Consider the following 24,098-nt stretch of genomic DNA (forward strand, 5'->3'; position numbering starts at 1 on the left):
ACTATCCCTAACACACTCAACGCTTCAATTCCATCTATCACCTCCCCTAAAAAGTAGAGTAAATCCTAATGTTTAAGCGCTTAAACATTTATAGTATACTATATTTAAGTATTTTTGTAAATATAAGACAATTATACCGTGTATCAAGTCCTACTCTCTCCTGCTTCCTAGTAATAGGATACCGACACGTAAAACCAACTAAAAACTCGCTAGAAACGCCTATTCATCAGTTAAGTACCCCGTGATTAAGTGCTTCTAGCGAGTTCTGTAAGTCACTTCTTATATAATGCTAACAGTACAGGCCTAGTAGAAATAATATGTTTTATTCAAAAAATGCAGGTAAATACGGCTTGTTACGCTCCAGCATCTCATCTAGTAATGTTCTAGCCACACTAACTGATGGAACTAGCGGATGGCTCACCATTGCTTGAAGCGCTATTCCTCTGTCGCCGGTTACCGCAGCTTCAATAGTGAGTCTCTCATAGGTTTTGACCGCATGGATTAATCCCTTGATTTGCTCCGGAACTTCCGTAACGGATAACGGAATAGGGCCTTTATTCGTAACGAGACAGTTCACTTCAATGCTCGCGTTCGCCGGTAGGAAATCAAGAATGTTTCCGTTCGAGACGTTTAAAGTCTGGATGTCCCGCTTATCGTTATAAAGTGAATCCATCAGATTAACGGCAGCTTCCGAATAGTACGCACCACCACGTTGCTCCAATTGCTTCGGCTTATCCTGCAAATTCGGATCCTTATACAGTTCAAATAACTCGTCTTCAACTCTCTTCACAACTTCCGCACGAGTTCCATTCGCTTTCATAGACTCCACTTGTTCTTCAAGCATAATATCCGTCATATAAAAATATTTCAAATAATAAGAGGGAAGTCCTCCTAATCCCTTCAGGAATTCAGGATCCCATTCGGATGGGGGAACATTCTTAGCTGAATAGTCTTCTCGGTTATCCAACATCTCTTGAAGTCTATCCACTCCGTCAACCTCGATACGCGTTACCCAGTGCAAGTGATTTAACCCTACAAACTCGGTATAAATGTGTTCGATCGGCGTTTGATATTGTTCACTCAACCGCTTCTGCAAACCAATCGGCGCATTGCATAGTCCGATACTTTTCACTTTGGAATACCGGTTAATCGCTTCCGTAACCATTCCTGCTGGGTTGGTAAAGTTTAAAAGCCATGCGTTAGGACTTAACTCTTCAATATCTCGGCAAATATCTAGCAGTACAGGAATTGTCCGTAGCGCCTTCATCATTCCGCCAGGTCCTGTCGTTTCTTGACCGATTACACCGTGCTGGTTAGGGATATGCTCATCCCATTTCCGGGCTTCTAGCAAACCAACCCTCATTTGAGTCGTGATAAAATCAGCTCCCGCTATCGCTTCGCGGCGATCCAGGGTTAAATGTACTTCGATCGGAAGCCCCGATTTGGCAACCATGCGCTTAGCGAGTTCGCCGACAATTTCAAGTTTATGTCTACCTTGCTCAATATCGACCAACCATAACTCTCTAACAGGTAGTTGCTCATACTTCCGAATAAATCCTTCTACGATTTCCGGCGTATATGAAGAACCGCCGCCAATAACTGCTATTTTCAAACCTTTAGAATTACCCACTGTAACCATCTTCCCTTCTACTGGAGAATTATGTTAATCATCTTTCTGAGTCATTACCTCATTACACCAAGCTATAATCCGATACTGCCCGAAGTTGATCATACACTTCCTTGGAAATCTCATTCCCATCCGCCTCAAAGGCCATCCATACAGCACCGACAACTGGTTCAACCTGAAGTTTGGCTAATGAAGCAGAAGGAGCACAATCTTTAACCGCCTGCTCGATATATGGATGAATAAATCTCGCTTCCCCGCGAGTAAGTACACTGCCTGCTAGCACAACATCAAACTTCTCATTCTCCATACCTAAGCGCTTGATGACAGCCACTGCTGTCTTGGCTAACTCTACGCCCTGCGCACGCAAAATGCGAATAGCTACCTCATCAGCCTGAGCCGCAGCTTGAAAAATCAACTTCACCGTACTAAGTGGTGGCATCTTATCTTCATCCAAACAATCGTTGAACAGGGTCGACATATTGTCGTAACCCATTTCCTGTAGCAGCATTTCAGTTAATAGGGTCGGTTGCTCCCGTCCGTCCCATGCGCGAATAACAGAACGGAATGCTTCGACACTAAGTGATTCACCACCGCCGAAATCTCCAAATTCGTAGGAGAATCCTCCGCACTGATAAAAGTCACCTCGCGGATTTACTCCCGCACTGTTCGTTCCCGTCCCACAGATCAATACAATGCCATAAGGGCGATCTGTCCCTGCTCGAAGGGCGATCATCGTATCGCAATTCACATCATGATGTGGTAATCCAAGTTCTGCGATCATCGGCCTTAATATCTGATAGTCTACTTCTCTATCAGCACCCGCTAACCCAAAATAAGCGAATGAAATATCGCTCTGACCAAGACCCGCTTGATTAAGCGCCATCTCTACGGACTCTCGTATATTGTGTTTTGCTTCCTCATAGTCCGTTTGATGATTGCCATTTCCGCTTTGCCCTTTACCTACGATCTTCCCAGATTGATCGGCGATCAGTGTATATGTTTTGCTACCGCCACCATCTACGCCCATATAATATTTCAACGGATTCACTCCTATAATTGCATGTTTGTCAGAGTCTACGGGCTGTCGATTCCCGAATAACAAGCTCGGGAATTAATTGAACCGTCACATTACGCTTGGCCACTCCGCTTATACTCTTAAGCAACAACTCAACTCCCGTCCTTCCGATTTGCTCCGCTGGTTGTCGTATCGTCGTCAACATAGGACGAAATTCCGAAGCGATGACCTGGTCATCAAATCCGATAATCGAAATATCCTCAGGCACTCTGATTCCTTCATTTCTAAATGCATTCATGGCACCAAGCGCTACATAGTCATCGCAAGCAAATAACGCAGTTGGTAAGTTGCCGGAATCAATCCAGCTACGGGCAATTCTATAACCCGTCGATATTTCGAAATTCCCACGTTCTATATGGAAAGGCTGTAATCCCGATTCTTCTAAAGCTGTACGGAATCCACGCTCCCTTTCACGACTACTAAGAAACAGCTCTGGACCGCTAATATGCGCAATTTCTTTATGGCCTAAATCAATTAGATGTTTCGTTGCATCATATCCGCCTTTGAAATTATCTACGATCACGGAAGTTGCGGACGAACTCATCAGCTGATTGTCGAGTAAGACAAACGGAATTTGGCTTTTTTTCAGCTCTAGTGTGTATTCATCCTCATGCATGGGCGACAATAAAAGAACACCATCCACACGGTCTTCCTTGAACAAATAATGTCTTTTATCTTGTAAACCAGAGGTAACTGATAATGCAACATAATACCCCTGTGCCTCTGCTGTATCTGTAATTGCTCTCACAATCTCATCCAAAAAGGAGTCTTTGAGCGTCGTGACAACTAATCCGATAATTCTGGTCTCTCCTCTTGCCAGACTGCGGGCAGCTGCATTCGGATGATAATCTAGCTCTTTCATCGCCTCTAAAACCTTTAACCTATTTTTCTCCCGCACACTAGTTGAATTATTTAAGACGCGAGAAACCGTCACAACCGACAAACCCGATTTTTTGGCTACATCAAAAATGCTTACCTTCATCTTATTTCGCTCCTAAAGCAACCGGTATAAAATGAAAAGGTATAAAATAGGGGAAGGAATTACTCCATTCCCCTACCATTTTCACTTATGTTACCTTGCCTTATTTGTTTACGCGTTCAAGAAGTTTATCCAGTTTCTTCTGAATTCCTTGCATAACTATGTCAACTGGACTCGTATTGTTCTCAGCAGCAGCAAACTCGTTAATGAACAATTCATTAATTTGCGAGTAGTTTGCTACCAAGTGATTGTAAGATTCTACGCCGTATTTATTCGCTCCGTCATATACATTCTTAATCGCTACTGGATCAACACCATCGAAACTGTTATAGTATTTTTCTTTGGCTTGGTCATTAATCGGAGGTGTACCCCCGCTCAATTCAATGGATTTCTCCTGAACGTCTTTGGAAATGAGGAATTTAATGAATTCATAAGATTCTTTTGGATGCTTGGAACCCTTCAATACGAATAATGGGTCAACATACAATACGCTTCTCTCTTTGTCATTTCCGCCGTATGGAACAGCTGCTACACCAATTTTAAAGTTGAACTGATCCTGGCTCGCCAAAGCCCATGAACCACCAACCGTCATGCCCACTTTGCCAGACAAGAACGGATCTCCGAATTGACCTGCTACAGATTTAGACCATGCTGGAGGAGGAGAAACCTTCTTATCCCAGATCAAGTCGATCAGTTTCTGGTAAGCTGCGATCGCTTCTGGAGAATCGAAATGCGTTTCGCTTGGTTTACCACCATTTGTCCATGTATCATCGGAATATACATTTACCCCGAAGTAAGCTGGTCTCATATCCAACTCGCCCCATCCGAAGTTAACGCCGTATGCTGATTTCTCAATATCATCATCACGAACTGTCAACTTGTCAGCCACTTCAACCATTTTGTCGAAAGTCCAACTTTTATCTTCATAATCTGAAGGAGGATAAGGTACGCCTGCTTTATCAAACATATCTTTGTTATAAAGTAATATGGTAACGTAGTTGCTGAAAGGAATGCCGTATGTTTTACCGTCAACTTTGTAAATGTCCATTAACTCATCTGAAATCCCAAAATCTGAACCTTTAAAGCCATCTTCACTCATAATATCTGTAAGGTCAGCTAGTAGATCCTTGTTGTAATACTCCGCGAATCCACCATAACCAAAGTGCGATGTGATATCAGGCGAGTTCTTTGCTGCAATGTTTGCTTGCAGTTTGGAGTCAAATTGTTCGTAAGGAGCTTTCTCTACTTTGACTTTAATGTTCGGATTTGCTTTTTCGAAGTCAGGAATCAATTTCTCTACATAAGTTCTATCTGGAGAATCGATCGTATAGTACGTAATAGTTACAGGACCCGAGTCCTTCTCCCCGCCACTATTGCTACCACCTCCACCACAAGCAGACAAGACTAACACGAACACCAAAATTAAACTTGGAAGTATCAACCACTTTTTCTTAGCTTGATTCATTCTAAAATCCCCCTTTAAAAAAGTTTGGTTTGTATATATATCAAATAATTGAACGTTACTGCATCTGATCAATTACTTAATACCGGTAAGAACAATACCCTCAGTAAAATGCTTCTGTGCAGAAGCAAAGATCGCAACAACTGGCAAAGTCGTCATGATAGACGCACACATCAACAAGTTGTAAGGGGCAATCCGGAACTTAGACGACATCATAGCCGCTAACCCAACTGGCAAAGTAAACTTTTCTTGAGAACTTAAGTACAGTACAGGTCCCAATAGATCGTTCCAAGTCCAGATAAACGTGAATATAGCAACTGTAGCTAAGGCAGGACCTGAAAGCGGAAGTGCTATTTTCCAGAACAACCTAAATTCACTACAGCCGTCGATTTTACCAGAATCATATAATTCATTTGGCAATGACATGAAGAACTGTCTTAATAGGAAAATTTGATAGGCTGAACCAAGGAAAGTCGGTACAATCAACGGCAAGAATGTGTTCATCCAGCCTAAATTAGAGAAGAGTATGAATTGAGGAATCATGACCGCAGGATAAGGTAACATCATTGTTGAGATCATCAACATGAACATGATCTTCTTCCCTTTAGCCCGGTATCTTGAGAAACCATACGCCACTAGTGCGGATGAGAAGACCGTTCCTACAACTGACAATCCGGCGACAATAATACTATTCTTATAAAGGATACCGAATTTAATTTCATCATTAGTAAACAGTGTCTTGAAATTGTCCCAAGCAAATGTTTCAGGAATAATAGTCGGTGGAAATTGTAGCATTTCTTTTGATGTTTTCAATGCGGTAGATATCATGAATATCACTGGAAACAACATCGTACAGGTGAGGAGAATCAATAAAACAAATGCGACTATTTCGCCCACAGTCATTCTTCTCTTCCGGTCACCTTTTACTTTTGTAGGATCAATTATAATATTCGGAGTTTTATCAATCACGGTATCACTCATTAATCCCGTCCCCCCTCGTAGTAAACGAATCGATTCGAAGATTTCATAATGATCACGGTTACGATCAGAATTGCAACCAACAATAACCACGCCATCGCAGCAGCATACCCGAGACGAAAATCTTTGAATGCGCTCACATATACGTTGAAGACGTAGAATCGTGTTGAGTAGTTCGGACCACCCTGAGTCATAACGTAAGCTTGCGTAAATACTTGGAATGATTCAATTACTGCCATAATCAATTGGAATAAAAATACGGGAGAAATCATCGGGAACGTTACGCTCCAAAATGACCGCCATTTTCCTGCTCCATCCAACTTTGCAGCTTCAAGCAAACTAGCTGGAACGCCCTGCAAACCGGCCAAGAATATAATCATCCCAGCGCCTACGCCCCAGAACGTCATAATAATTAGGCCCCACATTGCAAACTTTTCGTCTAAGAACCAAGCAGGTCCCTTAACACCGAATAAGGAAAGAATGTAGTTGAAGATACCCGCTTCCGGATTAAAAATCCAGAACCACAAAAGTGACATCGAAACGCCGGATACCATACTCGGAAAATACATCGCTGTGCGGAAAAAGCCACGGGCAGGTATCTTCATATTAATGAGCATCGCGAAAATTAAGGATAGAAATAGACCGAGTGGAACACTAATAAAGGTATACTTCAGCGTGACGAGAATCGACTTGTAGAATAACTCGTCTTGGAAAAGCTCTCTGAAATTGTCCAAGCCGATAAACCTAGGACTACTAATAATGTCGTAATCCGTAAAGCTATAATACAGTGATGCTAAAATTGGATATAACGCAAAGACTAAAAATCCGATTAACCACGGCAAGATGAATAGGTAGAAATAAAAATTCTCGCGCTTGGACTCAGATAATTTCATCCTTACAATCCCTCCCCTTTTTTATTTTGCTTTACCAAGATGTTGTTCATAAAGTTAAAGGGCTTTAACTTTATATGTTATGAGCTTATAATAATCATATTCATGATGTTTGACAATACCTTTTTAAAAATAAACTGAGTTTTTCGATTAAATAATAAATTAAAGCGCTTTATCGATGTCATGTATTCTAATTATCGTCTAACAATATAGATCCAATAATACTAAATACGATGAGTTAAATATCTTTTTGATGAACTTAACATAATTACATTACATATAACGTTATATTTTTATTAAAACCCAACCTAATTTCATTATCATTGTCTTAATCCATTCTTTTATGTTATGTTATATAACACATTAGTCTTCATCTTTGTTCAATACTCCTTTTAATACGATTCCGCCTTTTCCTACACAAAAACTGCACTATTTTATAAAAATAGAAGGTGTAAATAATCACAAAATATATGCTTTTAAGTTTAAACGGTTAAACTTATACTTTGTGCAAGCATACCTTTTCGTATAATAATAAGACACAACCCCACACCCAGCGACACCATATTGAGCGTTTATGAGATGATTTTTAATCATACAAATAAAAAAGGAGCCTTCAGGTATACTACAAAAGTAGCAACCTAGAAGACTCCAGATATAAAGCTTATCCCATTTGGCATTATGCTTGAATTCTGTTTATTTATGAAGAGTGCCGTGGCACCCCTGAGGATTCTCTCACAATTAACTTCGGATCAAGTTCCACAGTCGCATTTCGTTTGGACGGATCCTTGATTAAATTCAGCAGGATATTTACGCCCTGCCTCCCGATCTTTTTGAATGGTACACGAATCGTCGTCAATGATGGATGAAACTCATCGGCATATACTTGGTCATCAAATCCAACAATCGATACATCTTGGGGAATTCGGATTCCCTCATTCTTAAATGCATCCATTACACCAATCGCCATAAAATCATCTGCTGCGAAAACCGCAGTAGGTAACGTGCCCGATTCAATCCAACGCTTCGCGACATTGTAACCTGAGGGAATATTGAAATTCCCTTGTTCAATACCAAATGGCTTCAGTCCTGCCTCTTCGAGCGCAAACAAATACCCTTTCTCCCGATCCTCGCTACTTGTGACTAGGCTAGGTCCACTTACGTGAGCAATCTCAGTATGCCCAAGATCGATCAGATGCTTTGTCGCATCATAGCCACCTTTGAAATTGTTTATAATAACTGAAGGGGCCGAAGGAGTACGCTGCTGATTATCCAGGATGACAAAAGGGATTTTTCTCTTCTTAAGTTCCATTATATACATGTCCGGATCTGTTGGAGACAACAGGATCACTCCATCTACCCGATCTTCCTGAAATAAGGAACGGTGGAATGTGTCTTCATGCTGTGAAATAGAAAGCGCCAAAAAATAATCATGCTCCGCTAAGTAATCGTTAATCTCCGTAATTACAGCATCAAGAACAGTATCATGTAATGTGTTCAACATTAGCCCGATAATACCGGTTTTGCCACTTGCCAGGCTTCGAGCAGATGCATTCGGGCGGTAATCCAGGTCTTTCATCGCCTGTAATACTCGTTCCCTATTCTTCGGCCGTACAGATGTCGCATTATTCAATACCCTGGATACCGTAACGACCGACAGACCCGACTTTTTGGCAACATCGAAAATGCTCACTTTCATTAGAAACCGCTCCCGTTTTAACACAATTTACATTAACATACCACATTTTGCGCCACATTTCACATATAACATAGGTATTTACATAGGATTATTATTTATTGTTTTAAAGTGGCTCAAAACGTTAACTTTGTCGCCATTTTTAACACAAAAAAGCCCGCAGGTATACCTGCAGGCTTCCATTCCAAAGTTATTATTATCCGATAAATTCTTGTACCCACACACCATTATAGTACGCTACACCGATTGTAGTGTAATTAGCACTTAGAATGTTTTTACGGTGACCATCACTATTCATCCATGCATTCATCACTTCTGCTGGTGTACGTTGCCCTTTGGCAATATTCTCACCAGCCGTACGATATTGAATACCTTGCGCGTTCATCAAATCAAACGGAGATCCAAGAGTCGGCGAATTATGGTCGAAGTAATTGTTGTTATACATATCTTTCGCTTTCAGCATCGCTACATTAGTAAGTGCAGAATCGGATTTCAAAGGTTGAAGTCCTACCTTAGCACGTTCTTGGTTCACTAGATCAACCACTTGTGCAGCAAAATCATCCTTCACAGCTTGATCCCCATTATCCGTTCCTGTTCCAGGATTTGATGGTTCTGGTGCTGGTGTACTTGGTTTCACTGGAGTGCTTGGCACTACTGGAGTACTCGGTTCTACTGGAGTACTTGGTTTCACCGGATCACTAGTTTCCGGTTTGCTAGATTCCGGAGTACTAGATTCAGGTTTACTATTGTCCGGTAATGTAACATCTGGTTGTGGGATAACAGGCTTAATATCAAGCACTAGCTTATCCAAAAGCTCAGACCAGTTCTGAGTATTAAAATAAAAGCCGTAGCTTTCAATGTTTATCATTTTGTAATTCGGAACCTGAGTAGCCACATTTTGTGAAGCAGCCATTGCCGGGCTTGCCGCTAGAACTGGTGCTAGAATAAGAGCTCCGGTGATAACCATATTTTTAAACTTGTACTTCATAAAATAAATCTCTCCCTTTGTAGCCTACGAGGTTAGCTGACGGGTTCGGGTCAAAGTGGATTCCCCTTGTCACATGCTTGCGACTTCACCCCAATAAATGGTTCCCCCGTGCCCGAATGGGCTTCGGCATGATTTTTGGTACGTCCAAATCTTAACATGGATCCCAACTCGAATCACTTCTAAATTAATGTTAATTGATACACATATACCCATAGTAAATATATGAAATCTAAAGAGATTCCCATACAAACTGCAACATTTCACGGGACCTCACCGTCTAGAATTATATAAACAAGCCTATTTGGCTTAAATTAACTTTCCAAGCACCTAGGTTGAATATCTACACAAATAATGGAGGTATGACAAATGAACAAAATGTATAAAGTAATAGCAACAGCATCTATTCTAACGATGGCAGCTATGCCAGTGGCAGCAAATGCACAAAGCATCCCAACCGCCGCACCAGCTCATTACGGACAAATTAGCCTTGGTAACATTCTGAGCCAACTCAAAGTGATTTCAGGTACTATGGGGCAAATTACTGACTTTACAAATGATAAAACCGGCAAGTTCATTACCGTAACAGGTCGTGGTGTTACACCGTCCGATCAAAGCGAAATCGTTCTTTCCATCACTAAAGATACTAAAATTATAGATTCTAAAGGTAAACGCGTAGCTCTACAAACGATTATGGATGAGAAGAAAGCCGTTAAAGCATTTTACAGTCCTAGTATCACAAAAAGTATTCCAGCACGCGGAACCGCATTGACACTTATTGTTCAAGACCAAAGCTTCACTGGAATTGACGGTAAGGTAACCGAAGTGCAAGAAAACGGAATTGTTGTAACAGGTAAAGACATCTATAACTCGAATGAGGACACGATGGTATTACACTTTGCCAACAAAGCTGTAATTATTGATCAAAATGGTAAAGCCATCAAAGCCGCTGATATCAAAGTTGGCATGAGTGTCAAAGCATTTTATGGACCTGCTGTAACCATGAGCATTCCGGCTCAATCCACAACCAACTATGTCGTGGTGAATACAGAAGTAGAAGAGTCCGTTCAAGAGGAGGTTGCCGGTACGAACGGTATTATTACAAATGTAGAGGATCACAGAATCACTTTGATCGGAAGCGCAATGAAACAAGGCGGAACCGATTATGTCATGCTTTCTGTTGATGAGAAAACTCAAATCGTTGACGAAGAAGGTAATGCATTAACTAAAGATGCATTGAAAGCTGATGTTCGTATTGATGCTTACTATGGTCCAGTGATGGCACTTAGCTTCCCAGGCCAAACACATGCTGACAAAATCGTCGTTAAGGCAGAAGCAACCAACAAAATTGAGGGTACAATCTCTGCAACAGACGATGTAGAAAAAGACCAAGTATATGTAAATGTAGGTTCTGACAACTCTCGTCAAAACGATGTCATTTTGAATATCTCGGAAGATACTAAAGTGATCTCTATACTTGGTGGTCAAGTAGATTTGAAAGCAGGTATGAAAATTGTCGCTTACCACTCATCCATGATGACTAGATCATTGCCCGGTATCACGAATGCTGAAATTGTGATTATCACTCAAGATGATAGCATGGCAGCTCCTAATCAATAATCGAATCATTAAATAGAAACAAGCCGATCTCCCATTTGGGGGTTCGGCTTGTTTTTTTCGAAGATATATTAAAGATGATTAGATTGCACCATATACATCATAATCCCTAATAGTCCGGCTAAACAAAAATAACTGATACCGTATTTCCAACGTACATTTGTGGGCACATCATAGTACTTATCATTATCGTAAACGGTAAAATTTATCTCACAATTCACCTTGAGATGTGGTCCGTCCTCCAAATAAACCTGATCCACTCCAGCTACACTTACTTTATGAATAATACTTTGCTGCGGAAGCTGTGCTATGCCTCGGAGTCCTAGGCTCTCCCAGAAGATGGTCACATGTTGCTGTCGGTTCAGGTCGCTATACGTAGCAAATGGTAAATTCCTTTTGTGCTCAGGTCCAGGTATCAGGTATCCTTCACTTTGCAGTTGCGTAAGCGCTATTACAAAACTCTTCATTATGAAATGATTTTTATGATTCTTACGCCGCCGAATATACTTATTAAATAAATCATAAGCAAATAGTGCCCAAATAATGAAGAATAAAAACGATCGCATATAAAAAATAACGACCAGACCACCCACTAATCCAACCAACCATAACCAGCGTGAAACTGCAGTAGAAATCCGTCCTCCATCAAGCGGATGGATCGGCAGCAAATTGATGAGATTCAGAAAAAAGCCAACATAAGCAAGTGAATACAGTAAGGGATGGTCAAGATACAAAGCCACCCAAAAAACAGCCGTCGCACCAACTGTCCCGAGAAGCGGTCCCCCAAAGGCGATATAAGCTTCTGTTTGCGCATCCAGCGGTCTTTTTTTCATAGATATTAATGCACCAACAAAGGGAATAAATAACGGTGCACTGACCGGCAGTCCCTTCTGTTTCGCTGCGATAACATGACCTAGCTCATGAACAAGTAACAACAATACAAACCCAATAGCAAAACTCCATGGATAGATTAATGCGTAGGCGCCTACCGACACCATCATAGAAATTACGGGTCCAGCAAATTTACTGAATTTAAGAACAGAAAGCAGCGCCTTGCCTTTGAGAAGCAGAAAGACCCCCGCCCCTCCCAGCCACTTCAGTAAATTTGATGACGTTGGTTTCCCATTATTTTGCTGCAACAGCACTCCTACTTCCTCTTAAATTATTTATTTGGCTGAATATATATATATGAGAGTATTCTAGCATACACCTTTTTCCTAACAAAGAAAAACTACAACACAATTGCGGCTTCTAATCTATTTTATTTAATGTTATAACAAAACAATGAGATCTTAACAGAAATTCTGTCTACAGCGGAAATGAGGAGATACTTCTTTGAAGACACTAGCAAGCTATTATTTTTTATTTTACTTGGCCATGTCTGTTCTTATGCCCTATACTAGCCTGTATTTTAGCGAGCGGGGTTACAGCTCTACTACGGTCGGACTCATCTTGTCCTTATGGGCTTTGGTAAGTATCGTTGCGCAGCCCATTATGGGGATGATCAATGACCGCATCAACAATCCTCGAAAAATTCTGATGATTTGTGCCATAACAGCTCCGGTGCTGGGCATGGGATTTCAATTTGTGGATGGAATGATTGGAATCATCGTATTGTCTATCTTTTTCGCGTGGTTTCAATCTTCTGCAGGACCGATTGGAGATTCAATGGCCGTAGAGATTGCTAGTAAAAAAGGATATTCTTTTGGTAGCATTAGGCTATGGGGAGCCTTAAGCTACGCGATAGGGACATTCGCAACGGGTATTATTTACAATAAATTCGGTTACAACAATATCTTTATTTATTATTTAATTATTTGTGCGACCGTATGCATCGTCATTATGTTCTTCCCCGGAGCTAAAGTCACCCGTAGTAAAATATCAATTTATGGTCAAATGGGCGCGGTCATTCGCAACAAACCATTTATGATATTCGTTGTCACAAGCATGCTCATGATGATGTCCGCCTCCATTAATATGAACTTTTTGCCGTTATACTTTAAAGAGATGGGCTTTAATAAGAGCTGGATCGGTAGCGCATTTGCAATTGCCGCCCTTATTGAGGTTCCTATGTTCTGGGTAGCGACCAAGCTTAGCCGAAAAATCGGCAGATACCAGCTACTATGCGTAGCTGCCGCGATTTATGGCGTTCAATATTTCGCAATGTTCATCTTCTCCAACGTCACTTTGACGCTTGTAGTTCAGTTATTAAATGGCATTGCATATGCTTTCGTTGCAGGTACTGCTGTTGAAGTCGTACAGAGTTATGCCACAAAGGGAACAAACGCAACGTTGCAAACGATATATGCGGCTGTAACTGCGGGACTTGGGGGCATTATCGGCAATACGTTGGGAGGCATTATCATCGATCGCATGGGAGGACAATTTCTATATTTGATCCTCTTCTGTCTATGTATTGCGTCTTCCTTACTGTTTATGGTGAACAGGCATCATCAACATCATCAACAATCGATTAGCGGTTAATTTTAGAGGAGGTTATCAGTATGGAATTTACTAATAAATTCACAGGAAAAGCGACTATTTATTCCAAATATCGTTCTAGCTACCCTATGGCATACATTGATTATCTAATCAATAGAAATGGATTAACCAATACTCACACCTTAGCTGATATAGGATCTGGCACGGGAATACTAACCAAGCAACTTCTCGATCAAAATTTGAAAGTCATTGCCATAGAACCAAATAACGATATGCGAATCTCAGCAGAAGATGAATTAAATCATTATGAGCAGTTTACTTCTCTAAATGCTGCCGCTGAAAATACCGGCTTACCCAATAGTAGTGTAGATTTAATTACTGTTGCTCAGGCCTTTCATTGGTTCGACAAAGATAAATTTAAATTGGAATGTCAGCGAATATTAAAACAAGATGCGAACGTCGCATTGGTGTGGAATAGCAAGGTCTCTTCAAGTGATCTAGTTTTAGAAAACGCCGAAATATGTAGGAAACATTGCTCTGCATTTGTGGGATTCAGCGGAGGTATCGAGGAAACACCTGAAATGTTTCAGCATTTTTTTAGGAATGGAACATATGAATACAAAGAATTTGAAAACCATTTAGAGTATGATTTGAATAGTTTCATCGGACGCAATTTATCATCCTCTTACGCTCCGAAAGAGACAGACGATAGTTATAGTCACTTTATCCAATCCCTATCTGAATTGTATTATAAATACAGTAAGAATAACGTGCTTATCATGCCTAATCTGACACGTAGCTATATTGGGCAAGTCTAATCCCAACAAAAATGACCCCCGTTATGAGGGTCATTTTTGTTTATCTGTACAACAGCCTACCTTACCAAAGTATATGTATTAAATTCTCCCTCAGGCGTGCCGTTGAAGTAACTTTTTCCGTTGACTTCGTATCTGATCGCATAAGTAATACCTCCACCACCGTCACGGATGCCCTTAATCTGAATATCACCAATCGCTGGTACCACAAATGTTTTTGGCTTATGCTTGATCATAAACGAATCTGTAAAAGGAACCCCATTCACCAATACCTGTACGTAATCACCATCTTCAGCTGCGTAATCCCAAACCCATATCTTAGTTTGTTCAGCTGTGGATTGATGCTTGACTGTATAATCCTGTGCTCCCATCTTTTCATCAGCAGGTAACAAAACAACTCCTGCTTTTACCGCTGCAGATACTTTGCTAGATAGCACATTTTGCGCTGATACGGAGGAGTCGTACACTGTAGACCTACCAGATATCATTAAAGGAACTATAATTGCAAACATACATATCGCACCAAATATCTTCATGCGTCGATCCAGCGGGTTACGAGATTCCTCTCCCCCAGGATCTCCACCTTCGAATGAGGGAGGTGTATTGAAGTCCATGTTTTGTGTCTTTGCTGATGTTTCATCTCTTTTAAAAATGTCCTGTTGTTGTTTGTCCACTAGCGGTTCTCCTCCCCTCGGATCTCAATGGCTTAACCTTGTAATATACGGACATAGCTAATCGACATATGACGATCTGCACAATCATTAGAATATAGAACGTAGTATGTCTCACTTCATTATTTACTTCATAGCCATAGTTCAAAATAATAAGTGCTACTTCTAAAATAACGATATTTATGAACCCTATTTGTACTAATGGAAATAACCAAGGTAACACTCGATACATTATGCGAAGTGGTGGGATCAGCAACGACAGGCCGATAATAAAGCCACATAATCCGACAATAATAAAGTCACCACTTGGCCCAGAGAATCCTGAAGTACGAATTGTGCTCACATCGCTTAAGAATAACAGGTGTATTATAAATATCACTAGTAACATAGGGAGTATCAGAGCAGCGAAATAGATGAATGCAAATGCGTTTGCAAAGAACGGTTTCATTTCCTTATCCTCCCCCTATATCAAATCCACTAATAGTAATTAAATCTTCTCTAGTCAAATCAGTATCCGCACTCAGACGAATGGCTTGATTATTAACTGCTTTTTCGTATACGTTGCGAACGTAACGCCCATTACCAAAGTATGGATCTCTTCTGGCACCCTCCAACAGATCACTTAGTTTGATCTTAGCTGATTCGTCCAGCTCATACCCTTTACCTATAAAGAATTTTTCAGAGATCTGCATCAATTGCTCGGTATTGTAATTCTCGAATGTGATGATGTTTGGAAATCTCGATTTAAGCCCTGGATTCACAGTTAGGAAACTGTCCATATTCCGACTATATCCAGCTAGAACTATAACAATTCGATCCCTGTAATCATCCATCAACTTGACTAATGTATCAATCGCTTCCTTACCGAAATCACTGATACCACCCTGCGCAAGTGCATAGGCTTCATCAATAAATAGTACTCCATCTAGTGCATTCATAAAGATTTCCCGCGTCTGAATTGCCGTCTGCCCTACATAGCCAGCGACAAGAAGAGACCTATCCGTTTCAACCAGTTTGTTGGTTTTTATAACACCTATGTTATATAGTACTTGGGCTATCGTGCGCGCAACCATCGTTTTTCCCGTTCCAGGGTTTCCTTTAAAAATCATATGAAGCGTCATGGATTCATCCACCGTAAGTCCGAGCTTTTTGCGCTCCTTCTGCACTCTTAACCTTGCATTCAAACTTCGAATGTAATCTTTAACTTCATCCAGACCGATAATCTTACTAAGTTCAGCTTCGAGGTCAAAGTTGATCAATTCCGTGCTCTTAGGTTCAATATCAGACGGTATAATCACATTCATATCTTCCAAGGCTATTTCGTTCATTGCAATTCGGGCCGATTGATTTCTTGTGATCTCTTCGATATAGTTTCGAATCATACGGCCATTTCCAGACGGAGTACTTTGATGCTTATACAAAATATTAATTTGTTCATTTAAAATGATGTTTCCGGCTTCAGCTAACATAAAGCCCTTGTCTGATATAAATTTAAGAGCAATGGCTTGCAACTCTGCTGCTGTATAATCCGGAAAATTGATTTTTAGAGGGAAACGTGAGTCTAGCCCCGGATTAACCTTAAGGAAATCACTCATTTCCTTCTGGTAACCTGCCAAAATGACAATGACTTCGCCACGATAGTCTTCAATAAGCTTAACGAGTGTATTGATAGCTTCATTTCCGAAACTATCACCGTCAGATGCTAAGGCATACGCCTCGTCAATAAACAACACCCCACCTAGTGCTGACCTGAAAACTTCCTCCGTTTTCTGAGCTGTATGACCGACATACTTGTCGACAAGGCCACCTCGGTCTATCTCAACCAGTTGCCCGGATTTCAATAACCCCATATCCCTGAACATATCAGCCACAATCCTAGCTATTGTCGTCTTACCAGTTCCCGGGTTACCACTGAAAACCATATGCAAAGATTGGGTTACATCAACCTGAATTCCGGCACTCTTTCGTTTTTCCTGTGCAATGAGTTGTCGGTACTGGGTCCTCACAAACTCTTTTACTTGTTCAAGTCCAATAATCGGTGCCAATCGCGCCTCAAGATCGAATCCACTTCTTTCATCAAACTTAAAATCTTCATATAAAAGCATATCGAGTGGTATCCCAGCATGCTCAAGCACCCGCTTCGATTGGTTAAGAATTGTAGCCTCTATTACATTACGAACCAGACGCCCATTGCCACTATCATTTTTCCCTTTGATTTGTTTTTGATCATATAGCTGAATGAGAGGGTCCTTACAGTCTTCTGCAATCTGATAACCTTTTGTTTTAGCTATAACCAGAGATATTTGGTACATTTCTTCAGATGTGTAATCCTCAAACTCAATGATATTAGGAAACCTTGATTTCAAGCCGCTATTTACTTTAAGAAAATCATTCATTTCTTCCTTATATCCGGCCAAAATAACTACCAAATCATCCCGGTTGTCTTCCATACTTTTAACAAGGGTATCAATAGCTTCAAGACCAAAAGTATCATACTTGTCTCGGCATAAAGAATAAGCCTCGTCAATGAAGAGTATGCCTCCTAACGCTGACTTGATCACATCTTGAGTAAGTTTTGCAGTATGCCCTACATATTGGCCGATAAGATCCGAGCGAGTTACCTCCCGCAATTGTCCGGTTGAGAGGATCCCTAAAGCTTTGAGATATTTGGCTACGATTCGTGCAATCGTCGTTTTTCCTGTGCCAGGATTCCCAGTAAAGATCATATGCATAGAAACTTGCGAATTCTTAAAACCTGCATTTTCACGAATTTGTTGAACCTTAAGATTATCCTCCAGCTGCAGGATATATTGCTTGACTGATTCAATCCCAATAATCTTAACTAATTCCTGCTTGATCTCTTCAAGGCCAGTGTTGCGTTTACGAGGGAGGACATCTGCCAGATGAACTTGGATTCCTCTGATCTCTGCGACGAACCCTCCATCTAGAACAGATATCTTGATGGATTCATTTGGCTGTAGCGCATTTCTCAATTTATACTCCGCTAGAGGCCTATAGAGATTATCTTGGATAAATATTTCAATGCCACTAGCTCCCGTAGCACTTCGATAAGCCATGATGATTCGTTCATGAACAGCTTGATCCCAGAACAGAGTAACTGCCAACTGAGCGACACATTTTTTGCCGAGAGCTTTCATGTAATTCATCGCAAGCTCCAATAGATCGCTATCGCTAAAATCTCCTGTAAAGATGAAGTCGCCCACTATATTCATAAACTTAATGCCAAAAATATCCTGAACCTCTTGCTCCGATTTGACTGAAGAAACCACAAAAATCTTGCCATTAACCCCGATTTCGCTGATCGAGTTGCTTAGAAGTGCGCCGGTTGCCTCAATCAAGTTATTATCCTGAAAGATATACCTTGCGCCAAATGTATATTTCCCTATTAAGCTCAATGTCGTAATGACATCAATTATACTAGGATGGCATTTCTCTGGGTTCTCGAATAGAACGATTTCTGGCGTATTATATAAACATTTGTATAAGTCAGATAAAAATAGCCTTAACTCGGAATCATGGGTATAAAGTGAGAGATCTATGATTGAAATTAGAGGATTGGTGGCAAGCCTACGCTCGTGAAGTAGACCAGCCATATGAGTAATACTGGTTCGTTTTCCTGTTCCTTCGGGGCCTAGCACAACGATGATATTCTTTGGCTTCAAGCGGTCATACCCGGTAACATAAGGTCTTTTGAATGCAAGGCACAACTGATCCAAATACTGCTGTTGCCCAACAATACGCCGATCTATTTCGTGTCTAATACCTTGGAATATTGCTGTTAAATTAGTATTATCGGGGGTTACTATTGTCTGAGAATTGGGAGATCCATCTCTTCTCCATGACGATCCCGTTCCTGCTGAGTTACTTCTTGCGTCCCCACTTGGAACCGACGGCCCCGCAGTTGGTGGCATCTGCTGATTCATCGTGGAAGCAGATCCTCCGCTACCTCTTGGTACAGGAGTTTGATTATTTAGTGGATGCTGATGTTTTGGATTATTAGGTCTGTATCTGGAAATGAACCCTTCCTCTTGTATCGCCTGAATAATATTCCATTCAGGAAATAGAAAACGGATTATCCCTTTGAAATCAAATCGCATTCTTGTGTCCGCCTTTCTTAGTCGTAGCACTTGAATCTTGCAATACTATTCTACAATAAAGGCAGATATTCCTTTATATTGGAACATTATACTTAAAGAGAAATTCCAACTGAATCATGTGAGTTGGTATTATATTTGAACAAATAACAATAATCGAATGCCACCCAGAGTCCGTTTTTGTTATTCAAAAAAGTTGACATATAAGTTTCCATAATTTATTATATCGGTAATGGATATATCCATTGCCGATATATCCACGCATGATATATAAGGAGGTGTAGAATTGTCTAGAAATGATTCCATGTTGACAGAGCAACTAACAGATTCGGCATATTATATTCTACTCTCGCTTCTTGTCCCCAGACATGGTTACGCGATCATGAAGTACATTGAAGAATTAACAGAAGGCGAAGTAACGGTAGGCCCAGCTACACTGTATACGCTAATTAAGAAAATGATGAAGAACGAACATATTGAAGCAGGGAGTTCGGATGACGAACGACGTAAACCTTATATGGTAACCATCAAAGGCAGAGAGATCGTCATGAACGAAATCGAACGACGCTCACGCATGGCACAGCATGGATTGAAGGCAATAGAATCCGCTAAGGAGGAGAACGAATATGAGAAAAACTAAAAGTCATCGCTATATAACATCACAAGGGACCGCCTTTGCAGAGAAAAAAGAGATGCTGAAGATGGGGAAATTGGCACAGCAAGGCTGGCAACTGGAGTCTTTTGCCTTTCTCGGTTATCGTCTACGTAAAGCGGAACCACAGAACCTCATCTATGAAATGGATTATCATGTAGTTCATAAAGCAGATATGAATAATTATGTAGATACCTTTGCAGCCGCTGGATGGAATCATGTCTGCTCTGCGGGAAGCATACACGTCTTTTCAGCCCGACCTGGCACAACTCCCATCTATTCTGACAGAAATACCTCTTACGAGAAGTATAATAGAATTACTAGATCTGTGGGAATGGTTACCCTTATTTTCGCGATATTTGCTGTCGTGGGTTTTGGGTTAACTGCCTATACAGAGAATAAAGATAGCTTTATAGAATCTATCTATTTCTACTTGGGCACTGTGGGTATCACCATCGCTGTACCCGCTTTGATGACATATACCGCCCTTATGTTCAGAAGAAGAGCCGAGAAGAAGGTATAAACCCATTTCGAACCGATTAATCATATAATCCCTTTCGGTATGTACCTGGAGAAACTTCGTAAAAGTTACGGAAAATACGGTTGAAATAAGTATAGCTACCAAATCCCGAAGCCTCGGCGATTTGTTCAAGAGTCATTGGGCTTGATTTCATCAAATCCATAGCTAGAGAAAGACGTAATTTATGTACGTATTGAAGAATAGACATCCCATACTCTTGCTTAAACACCCCCATTACTCTTGACATACTGAGCCCTACATGCTTTGCTATTTGCTCCAGCTCAATGGAACTCGTCGCATACGATTCCAAATAATGCTTAATACGCAGAGCATGATAGGCTGATATTGAGGAAGGCTCGGATACTTCAGACACCGCCCGATCTATTAAATAACATAAGGCTTGCAGTAGAGTAACCTTAAGTTCAGTTGATCCTCCATCCAATCTCCGTTTCTCTAACACTAATTGATGCCATAGTTCCCTTAACCTCCCCTCATCAGAGACCCGTGAAAGCTGCGGACGTTTCACTTGACCCCACCACCGATCTAGCCAAGTTCCGTTACAAAATACATAATAATCCGCACTTGTACCAGATCCATTCGACCCCATATTAATACGCAGATCGTACAGGTCTCCTGGACGTAAAAGTAGTAGGTCTCCTGGATATAATTGATAAGCACCTGACTCCAGAACTACTTGGCTACTACCTTCTGCTTGGAACCGAAATATATATGAATCCGTGCCTTTACTCATATTCATCTGGAAGGGATTTTTGTGTATTGAATAATCACATAAGATCACTTCAAGGTCAAAGTCCATTGTTCTTCATCCCCCTTTATATTTTCGATGTTATCATATTGTTCAGGTTTGTACATGTTTTGTTTCTTCTTTATCTCACTTAATCTTTCTATAATTATCCTATATGAACTTATGTTCAACCTATACGGCTAACAAAGGAGATAAGAACATGACTATGCACAAAATACGTGTAATTCAAACTGCTCAAGACACTGCGGATCGACTTACGGAACAAGAGGCTCTAACTTTCACTCCGGATCTTCATGATGATCGTGAGAACCAATTGATCAACGTTTATGACGATATTGAGTATCAGGAAATCATCGGATTTGGTGGTGCCTTGACTGAAGCTTCGGCTGTAACTATTGCCAAACTAAGTGAAGACAAGCAACAAGAGATCCTCCAGGCATATTTTGATAAAGCTACAGGTATTGGATACACCTTCTGCCGCTCCCATATCAACAGCTGCGACTTTTCATTAGGTAATTACTCTTATGTAGATGTTGAAGATCCTAGTTTGGAGAGCTTTGATATTTCGAGAGACCGCGAAGCGATTATGCCACTGATCAGTAAGGCGGCGAATATCGCAGGCGATGAATTTAAGTTGTTTTCTTCACCTTGGAGCCCACCAGCCTGGATGAAGACTAACGGGGAAATGAATAATGGAGGCAAGCTAAAACCAGAATTCCTTGAGGTTTGGGCCCAATATTTTGTGAAATATATACAAGCCTATGAAGCTGAGGGTATTCGTATTTGGGGTCTTAGCGTACAGAATGAAGCCAAGGCTAAGCAAATTTGGGATTCCTGTATTTATACAGCCGAGGAGGAGAAGGACTTTGTTCGCGATCACCTAGGACCCGCCCTTGAAGTGAATGGATTATCTCACGTTAAAGTCATGATCTGGGATCATAATAAAGAGCGGGTATACGACCGTGCAAAGGTCGCTTTTGAGGATGAGGCTGCTTCAAAATACATCTGGGGAATTGGTTTTCACTGGTACTCAGGTGACCACTTTGAAGCACTATCTGCTGTTCATGACCGTTTTCCTGATAAAGCTCTTGTGTTTACAGAAGGATGCCAAGAAGGTGGTGTTCATCTAAATTCTTGGAAGACCGGAGAACGCTATGCTCATGACATCATGGGCAATCTAAACAATTGGATGTCCGCTTGGACAGATTGGAATATCGTCTTGGATGAACAAGGTGGACCCAACCATGTAGGTAACTACTGCGATGCTCCAATCATAGCGGATACAATTCAGAATGAAGTCATATATGAAAGCTCTTATTACTATATCGGGCAATTCAGTAAATTCATCCTTCCAGGGGCTAAACGTATCGCTTCAAGTAAGTATACCGATCAACTAGAAACATCAGCCTTCAAAAATCCAGACGGATCCATCGTTGTTGTTATCTTAAATCGGACGGATAATACAATTCCCTACGCCTTACGTTATCAAGGGCAACTTGCGGATACAGCGTGTCCTCCACATTCGATTCAGACTTTGATTTTTTAATATCTTGTACGTGGAAAAGAGATGATTCCTGTAATGGGATCATCTTTTTTTGCGTCCTTCGGACTCCTCTCATCTTCGATAATTGGCCGAAGATACTATGTGGATTCCTCCCTCTTTCTATTAAACTAGGGATTAAATCGTGTCTTTATCAACCTCATGCCATAAATAATCAAGTAGGATCGGGGGAATATACATAGGTCTTATCCATTGATAGGTCAGATCAAGTAAGAGTTCTCCAAGCAAAAAGTTCCCTTTCGTACTAAGCTGCATCTTCCATTTTCCGCTAGCTACAGCCTTACCCTGCCCTACCCTTTCTCCGGCCTCTTCATAGGAGAATTCTTGTCCTTTACTTCGTTCGATATCCGCTAATGCAGATTCATAGTTTCGCTTCTGCTCTAACTCTTTCGCTTCGGTGAAATCAGAATCATACACCTGTGAAAAATCTAGTCCTTTAAGTTTATTTCGTTCGATTAGATCTTTGAATGCTTCAGTGACATAAACTCTAGTTGTTGCTCCCTGATTAATCTTAAACATATAAGTGTCTTCTGGCACTTTATGAAAGTCAAAAACAAGTTTATTAAATCCCGCCCATGAACCATCATCAAATGTCCTAAAATCAGATCTCTGCCAATCTACACAATCTAGCACATTAGTAACATTTACCATAAAAAACTCAAAATCATCATGAATTAGCGGAAGAAATTCTACTTCATTGCAGGTGAAAGGCTCCATAAGTTCCTTCACTCTTTTCGATACAACCGGCTGTCCAATGATATAATACGGAAAATCTTTATAGGTTCTTTTAAACAAGGTTTCTAGTTTAATTGGTGTCCAGATATTCTGTTTTGGACTACCATCAAAATCTGAATGAATGGGATGTTCATCATTATTAAACACTGCTGAAAAATTCATTGCCTTCGAATGTTCTCGAAACTTATAAACCTTCATTTAAAAAAACACCTCCTTAAATATGGATCTAGACTTCATAACATATGACTATCATTTTGCGACTGTTGCTGTATGAGAAAATGAGCTCTCTGTTAAAACTACATATTATCGTTTCATAGGATTCATCCAGAATAAGTAATCTTAAATCTCCGACTTCTCAACCTCATGTAATAAACAAGGTGGTTCTGATGAATCATCTTCCAAATCGATTGGCAGGGAAATACTCCATAGTCTATTAAATGTACAAAGAAGTCGCCCCTTTTGGAATGGCGATGTTACTTCCATTCTACAGAAAGAGGCGACTTCTTTGCATTGTT

At 40.7% G+C, this 24,098-nt stretch carries 20 protein-coding genes and 1 riboswitch; of the genes, 6 read left to right on the top strand and 14 right to left on the bottom strand.

The window, feature by feature from the left end; translation table 11 throughout:
• Window positions 1-322: 322 nt before the first annotated feature.
• From EJP82_RS16250 to EJP82_RS16285, 8 genes are all read right to left on the bottom strand, one after another.
• Window positions 323-1,639, bottom strand: coding sequence for a 6-phospho-beta-glucosidase (locus EJP82_RS16250; protein ID WP_127193127.1), 1,317 nt, complete (start codon window positions 1,637-1,639; stop codon window positions 323-325).
• A 52-nt stretch (window positions 1,640-1,691) separates the two neighbouring features.
• Window positions 1,692-2,675 carry an N-acetylglucosamine kinase gene (locus EJP82_RS16255; RefSeq protein WP_342773688.1) on the bottom strand — a complete coding sequence of 328 codons (984 nt, stop codon included), beginning with the start codon at window positions 2,673-2,675 and terminating at the stop codon, window positions 1,692-1,694.
• A gap of 19 nt (window positions 2,676-2,694) precedes the next feature.
• Complete coding sequence (locus EJP82_RS16260; protein ID WP_127193129.1) at window positions 2,695-3,684, bottom strand: LacI family DNA-binding transcriptional regulator; 990 nt, start codon at window positions 3,682-3,684, stop codon at window positions 2,695-2,697.
• Window positions 3,685-3,784: 100 nt separating this feature from the next.
• Complete coding sequence (locus tag EJP82_RS16265; protein WP_127193130.1) at window positions 3,785-5,146, bottom strand: ABC transporter substrate-binding protein; 1,362 nt, start codon at window positions 5,144-5,146, stop codon at window positions 3,785-3,787.
• 72 nt (window positions 5,147-5,218) lie between these two features.
• A complete protein-coding gene (locus EJP82_RS16270) occupies window positions 5,219-6,124 on the bottom strand; it encodes a carbohydrate ABC transporter permease (RefSeq protein WP_127193131.1) in 906 nt (301 codons plus the stop codon).
• Window positions 6,124-7,014 (bottom strand): carbohydrate ABC transporter permease, encoded by an 891-nt coding sequence (locus EJP82_RS16275; protein ID WP_127193132.1) that lies wholly within the window; start codon window positions 7,012-7,014, stop codon window positions 6,124-6,126. The genes EJP82_RS16270 and EJP82_RS16275 overlap by 1 nt, the downstream gene beginning before the upstream one ends.
• A 694-nt stretch (window positions 7,015-7,708) precedes the next feature.
• Window positions 7,709-8,707 (bottom strand): LacI family DNA-binding transcriptional regulator, encoded by a 999-nt coding sequence (locus tag EJP82_RS16280; protein ID WP_127193133.1) that lies wholly within the window; start codon window positions 8,705-8,707, stop codon window positions 7,709-7,711.
• A gap of 193 nt (window positions 8,708-8,900) precedes the next feature.
• Complete coding sequence (locus EJP82_RS16285; RefSeq protein ID WP_127193134.1) at window positions 8,901-9,692, bottom strand: CAP domain-containing protein; 792 nt, start codon at window positions 9,690-9,692, stop codon at window positions 8,901-8,903.
• A 6-nt stretch (window positions 9,693-9,698) separates the two neighbouring features.
• A riboswitch (cyclic di-AMP (ydaO/yuaA leader) is annotated at window positions 9,699-9,831 on the bottom strand.
• Between the two features lie 227 nt (window positions 9,832-10,058).
• On the opposite strand from EJP82_RS16285, the gene EJP82_RS16290 reads away from it, so the two are divergent.
• Window positions 10,059-11,309 (top strand): peptidase, encoded by a 1,251-nt coding sequence (locus tag EJP82_RS16290; protein ID WP_127193135.1) that lies wholly within the window; start codon window positions 10,059-10,061, stop codon window positions 11,307-11,309.
• Between the two features lie 68 nt (window positions 11,310-11,377).
• On the opposite strand, the gene EJP82_RS16295 is transcribed toward EJP82_RS16290, so the two are convergent.
• Entirely contained in the window at window positions 11,378-12,448 is a 1,071-nt protein-coding gene (locus EJP82_RS16295; protein WP_127193159.1) for a site-2 protease family protein, read from the bottom strand.
• 193 nt (window positions 12,449-12,641) lie between these two features.
• On the opposite strand from EJP82_RS16295, the gene EJP82_RS16300 reads away from it, so the two are divergent.
• Together EJP82_RS16300 and EJP82_RS16305 are read left to right on the top strand one after the other, a co-directional pair.
• The gene (locus EJP82_RS16300; protein WP_127193136.1) at window positions 12,642-13,790 is read left to right on the top strand and encodes an MFS transporter; all 1,149 of its coding nucleotides are present in this window, start codon (window positions 12,642-12,644) and stop codon (window positions 13,788-13,790) included.
• 20 nt (window positions 13,791-13,810) lie between these two features.
• Window positions 13,811-14,566, top strand: a complete 756-nt coding sequence (locus EJP82_RS16305; protein WP_127193137.1) for a class I SAM-dependent methyltransferase — start codon at window positions 13,811-13,813, stop codon at window positions 14,564-14,566.
• 56 nt (window positions 14,567-14,622) lie between these two features.
• On the opposite strand, the gene EJP82_RS16310 is transcribed toward EJP82_RS16305, so the two are convergent.
• From EJP82_RS16310 to EJP82_RS16320, 3 genes are read right to left on the bottom strand one after another with little or no spacing between them, the layout of a single operon-like run.
• Window positions 14,623-15,237 carry a hypothetical protein gene (locus EJP82_RS16310; RefSeq protein ID WP_127193138.1) on the bottom strand — a complete coding sequence of 205 codons (615 nt, stop codon included), beginning with the start codon at window positions 15,235-15,237 and terminating at the stop codon, window positions 14,623-14,625.
• Window positions 15,209-15,682 carry a hypothetical protein gene (locus EJP82_RS16315; protein ID WP_127193139.1) on the bottom strand — a complete coding sequence of 158 codons (474 nt, stop codon included), beginning with the start codon at window positions 15,680-15,682 and terminating at the stop codon, window positions 15,209-15,211. The genes EJP82_RS16310 and EJP82_RS16315 overlap by 29 nt, the downstream gene beginning before the upstream one ends.
• A 4-nt stretch (window positions 15,683-15,686) precedes the next feature.
• Window positions 15,687-19,352, bottom strand: coding sequence for an AAA family ATPase (locus EJP82_RS16320; protein ID WP_127193140.1), 3,666 nt, complete (start codon window positions 19,350-19,352; stop codon window positions 15,687-15,689).
• A 301-nt stretch (window positions 19,353-19,653) separates the two neighbouring features.
• Here EJP82_RS16320 and EJP82_RS16325 point away from each other — a divergent pair, with 301 nt between their 5' ends.
• Both EJP82_RS16325 and EJP82_RS16330 read left to right on the top strand, forming a co-directional pair.
• Window positions 19,654-19,989, top strand: coding sequence for a PadR family transcriptional regulator (locus EJP82_RS16325; protein WP_127193160.1), 336 nt, complete (start codon window positions 19,654-19,656; stop codon window positions 19,987-19,989).
• Window positions 19,976-20,524, top strand: coding sequence for a DUF2812 domain-containing protein (locus tag EJP82_RS16330; RefSeq protein WP_127193141.1), 549 nt, complete (start codon window positions 19,976-19,978; stop codon window positions 20,522-20,524). Before EJP82_RS16325 ends, EJP82_RS16330 begins: the two co-directional genes overlap by 14 nt.
• Before the next feature lie 16 nt (window positions 20,525-20,540).
• Here EJP82_RS16330 and EJP82_RS16335 read toward each other — a convergent pair whose 3' ends face one another.
• Window positions 20,541-21,338, bottom strand: coding sequence for a helix-turn-helix transcriptional regulator (locus EJP82_RS16335; protein WP_127193142.1), 798 nt, complete (start codon window positions 21,336-21,338; stop codon window positions 20,541-20,543).
• Between the two features lie 148 nt (window positions 21,339-21,486).
• On the opposite strand from EJP82_RS16335, the gene EJP82_RS16340 reads away from it, so the two are divergent.
• Window positions 21,487-22,833, top strand: a complete 1,347-nt coding sequence (locus tag EJP82_RS16340) for a glycoside hydrolase family 30 protein (protein ID WP_246054198.1) — start codon at window positions 21,487-21,489, stop codon at window positions 22,831-22,833.
• A 132-nt stretch (window positions 22,834-22,965) separates the two neighbouring features.
• Here EJP82_RS16340 and EJP82_RS16345 read toward each other — a convergent pair whose 3' ends face one another.
• Window positions 22,966-23,781, bottom strand: coding sequence for an imm11 family protein (locus EJP82_RS16345; protein ID WP_127193143.1), 816 nt, complete (start codon window positions 23,779-23,781; stop codon window positions 22,966-22,968).
• Window positions 23,782-24,098: the final 317 nt, after the last annotated feature.

The organism is Paenibacillus anaericanus (assembly GCF_003994475.1).
In the GTDB taxonomy this organism is placed as follows: domain Bacteria; phylum Bacillota; class Bacilli; order Paenibacillales; family Paenibacillaceae; genus Fontibacillus; species Fontibacillus anaericanus.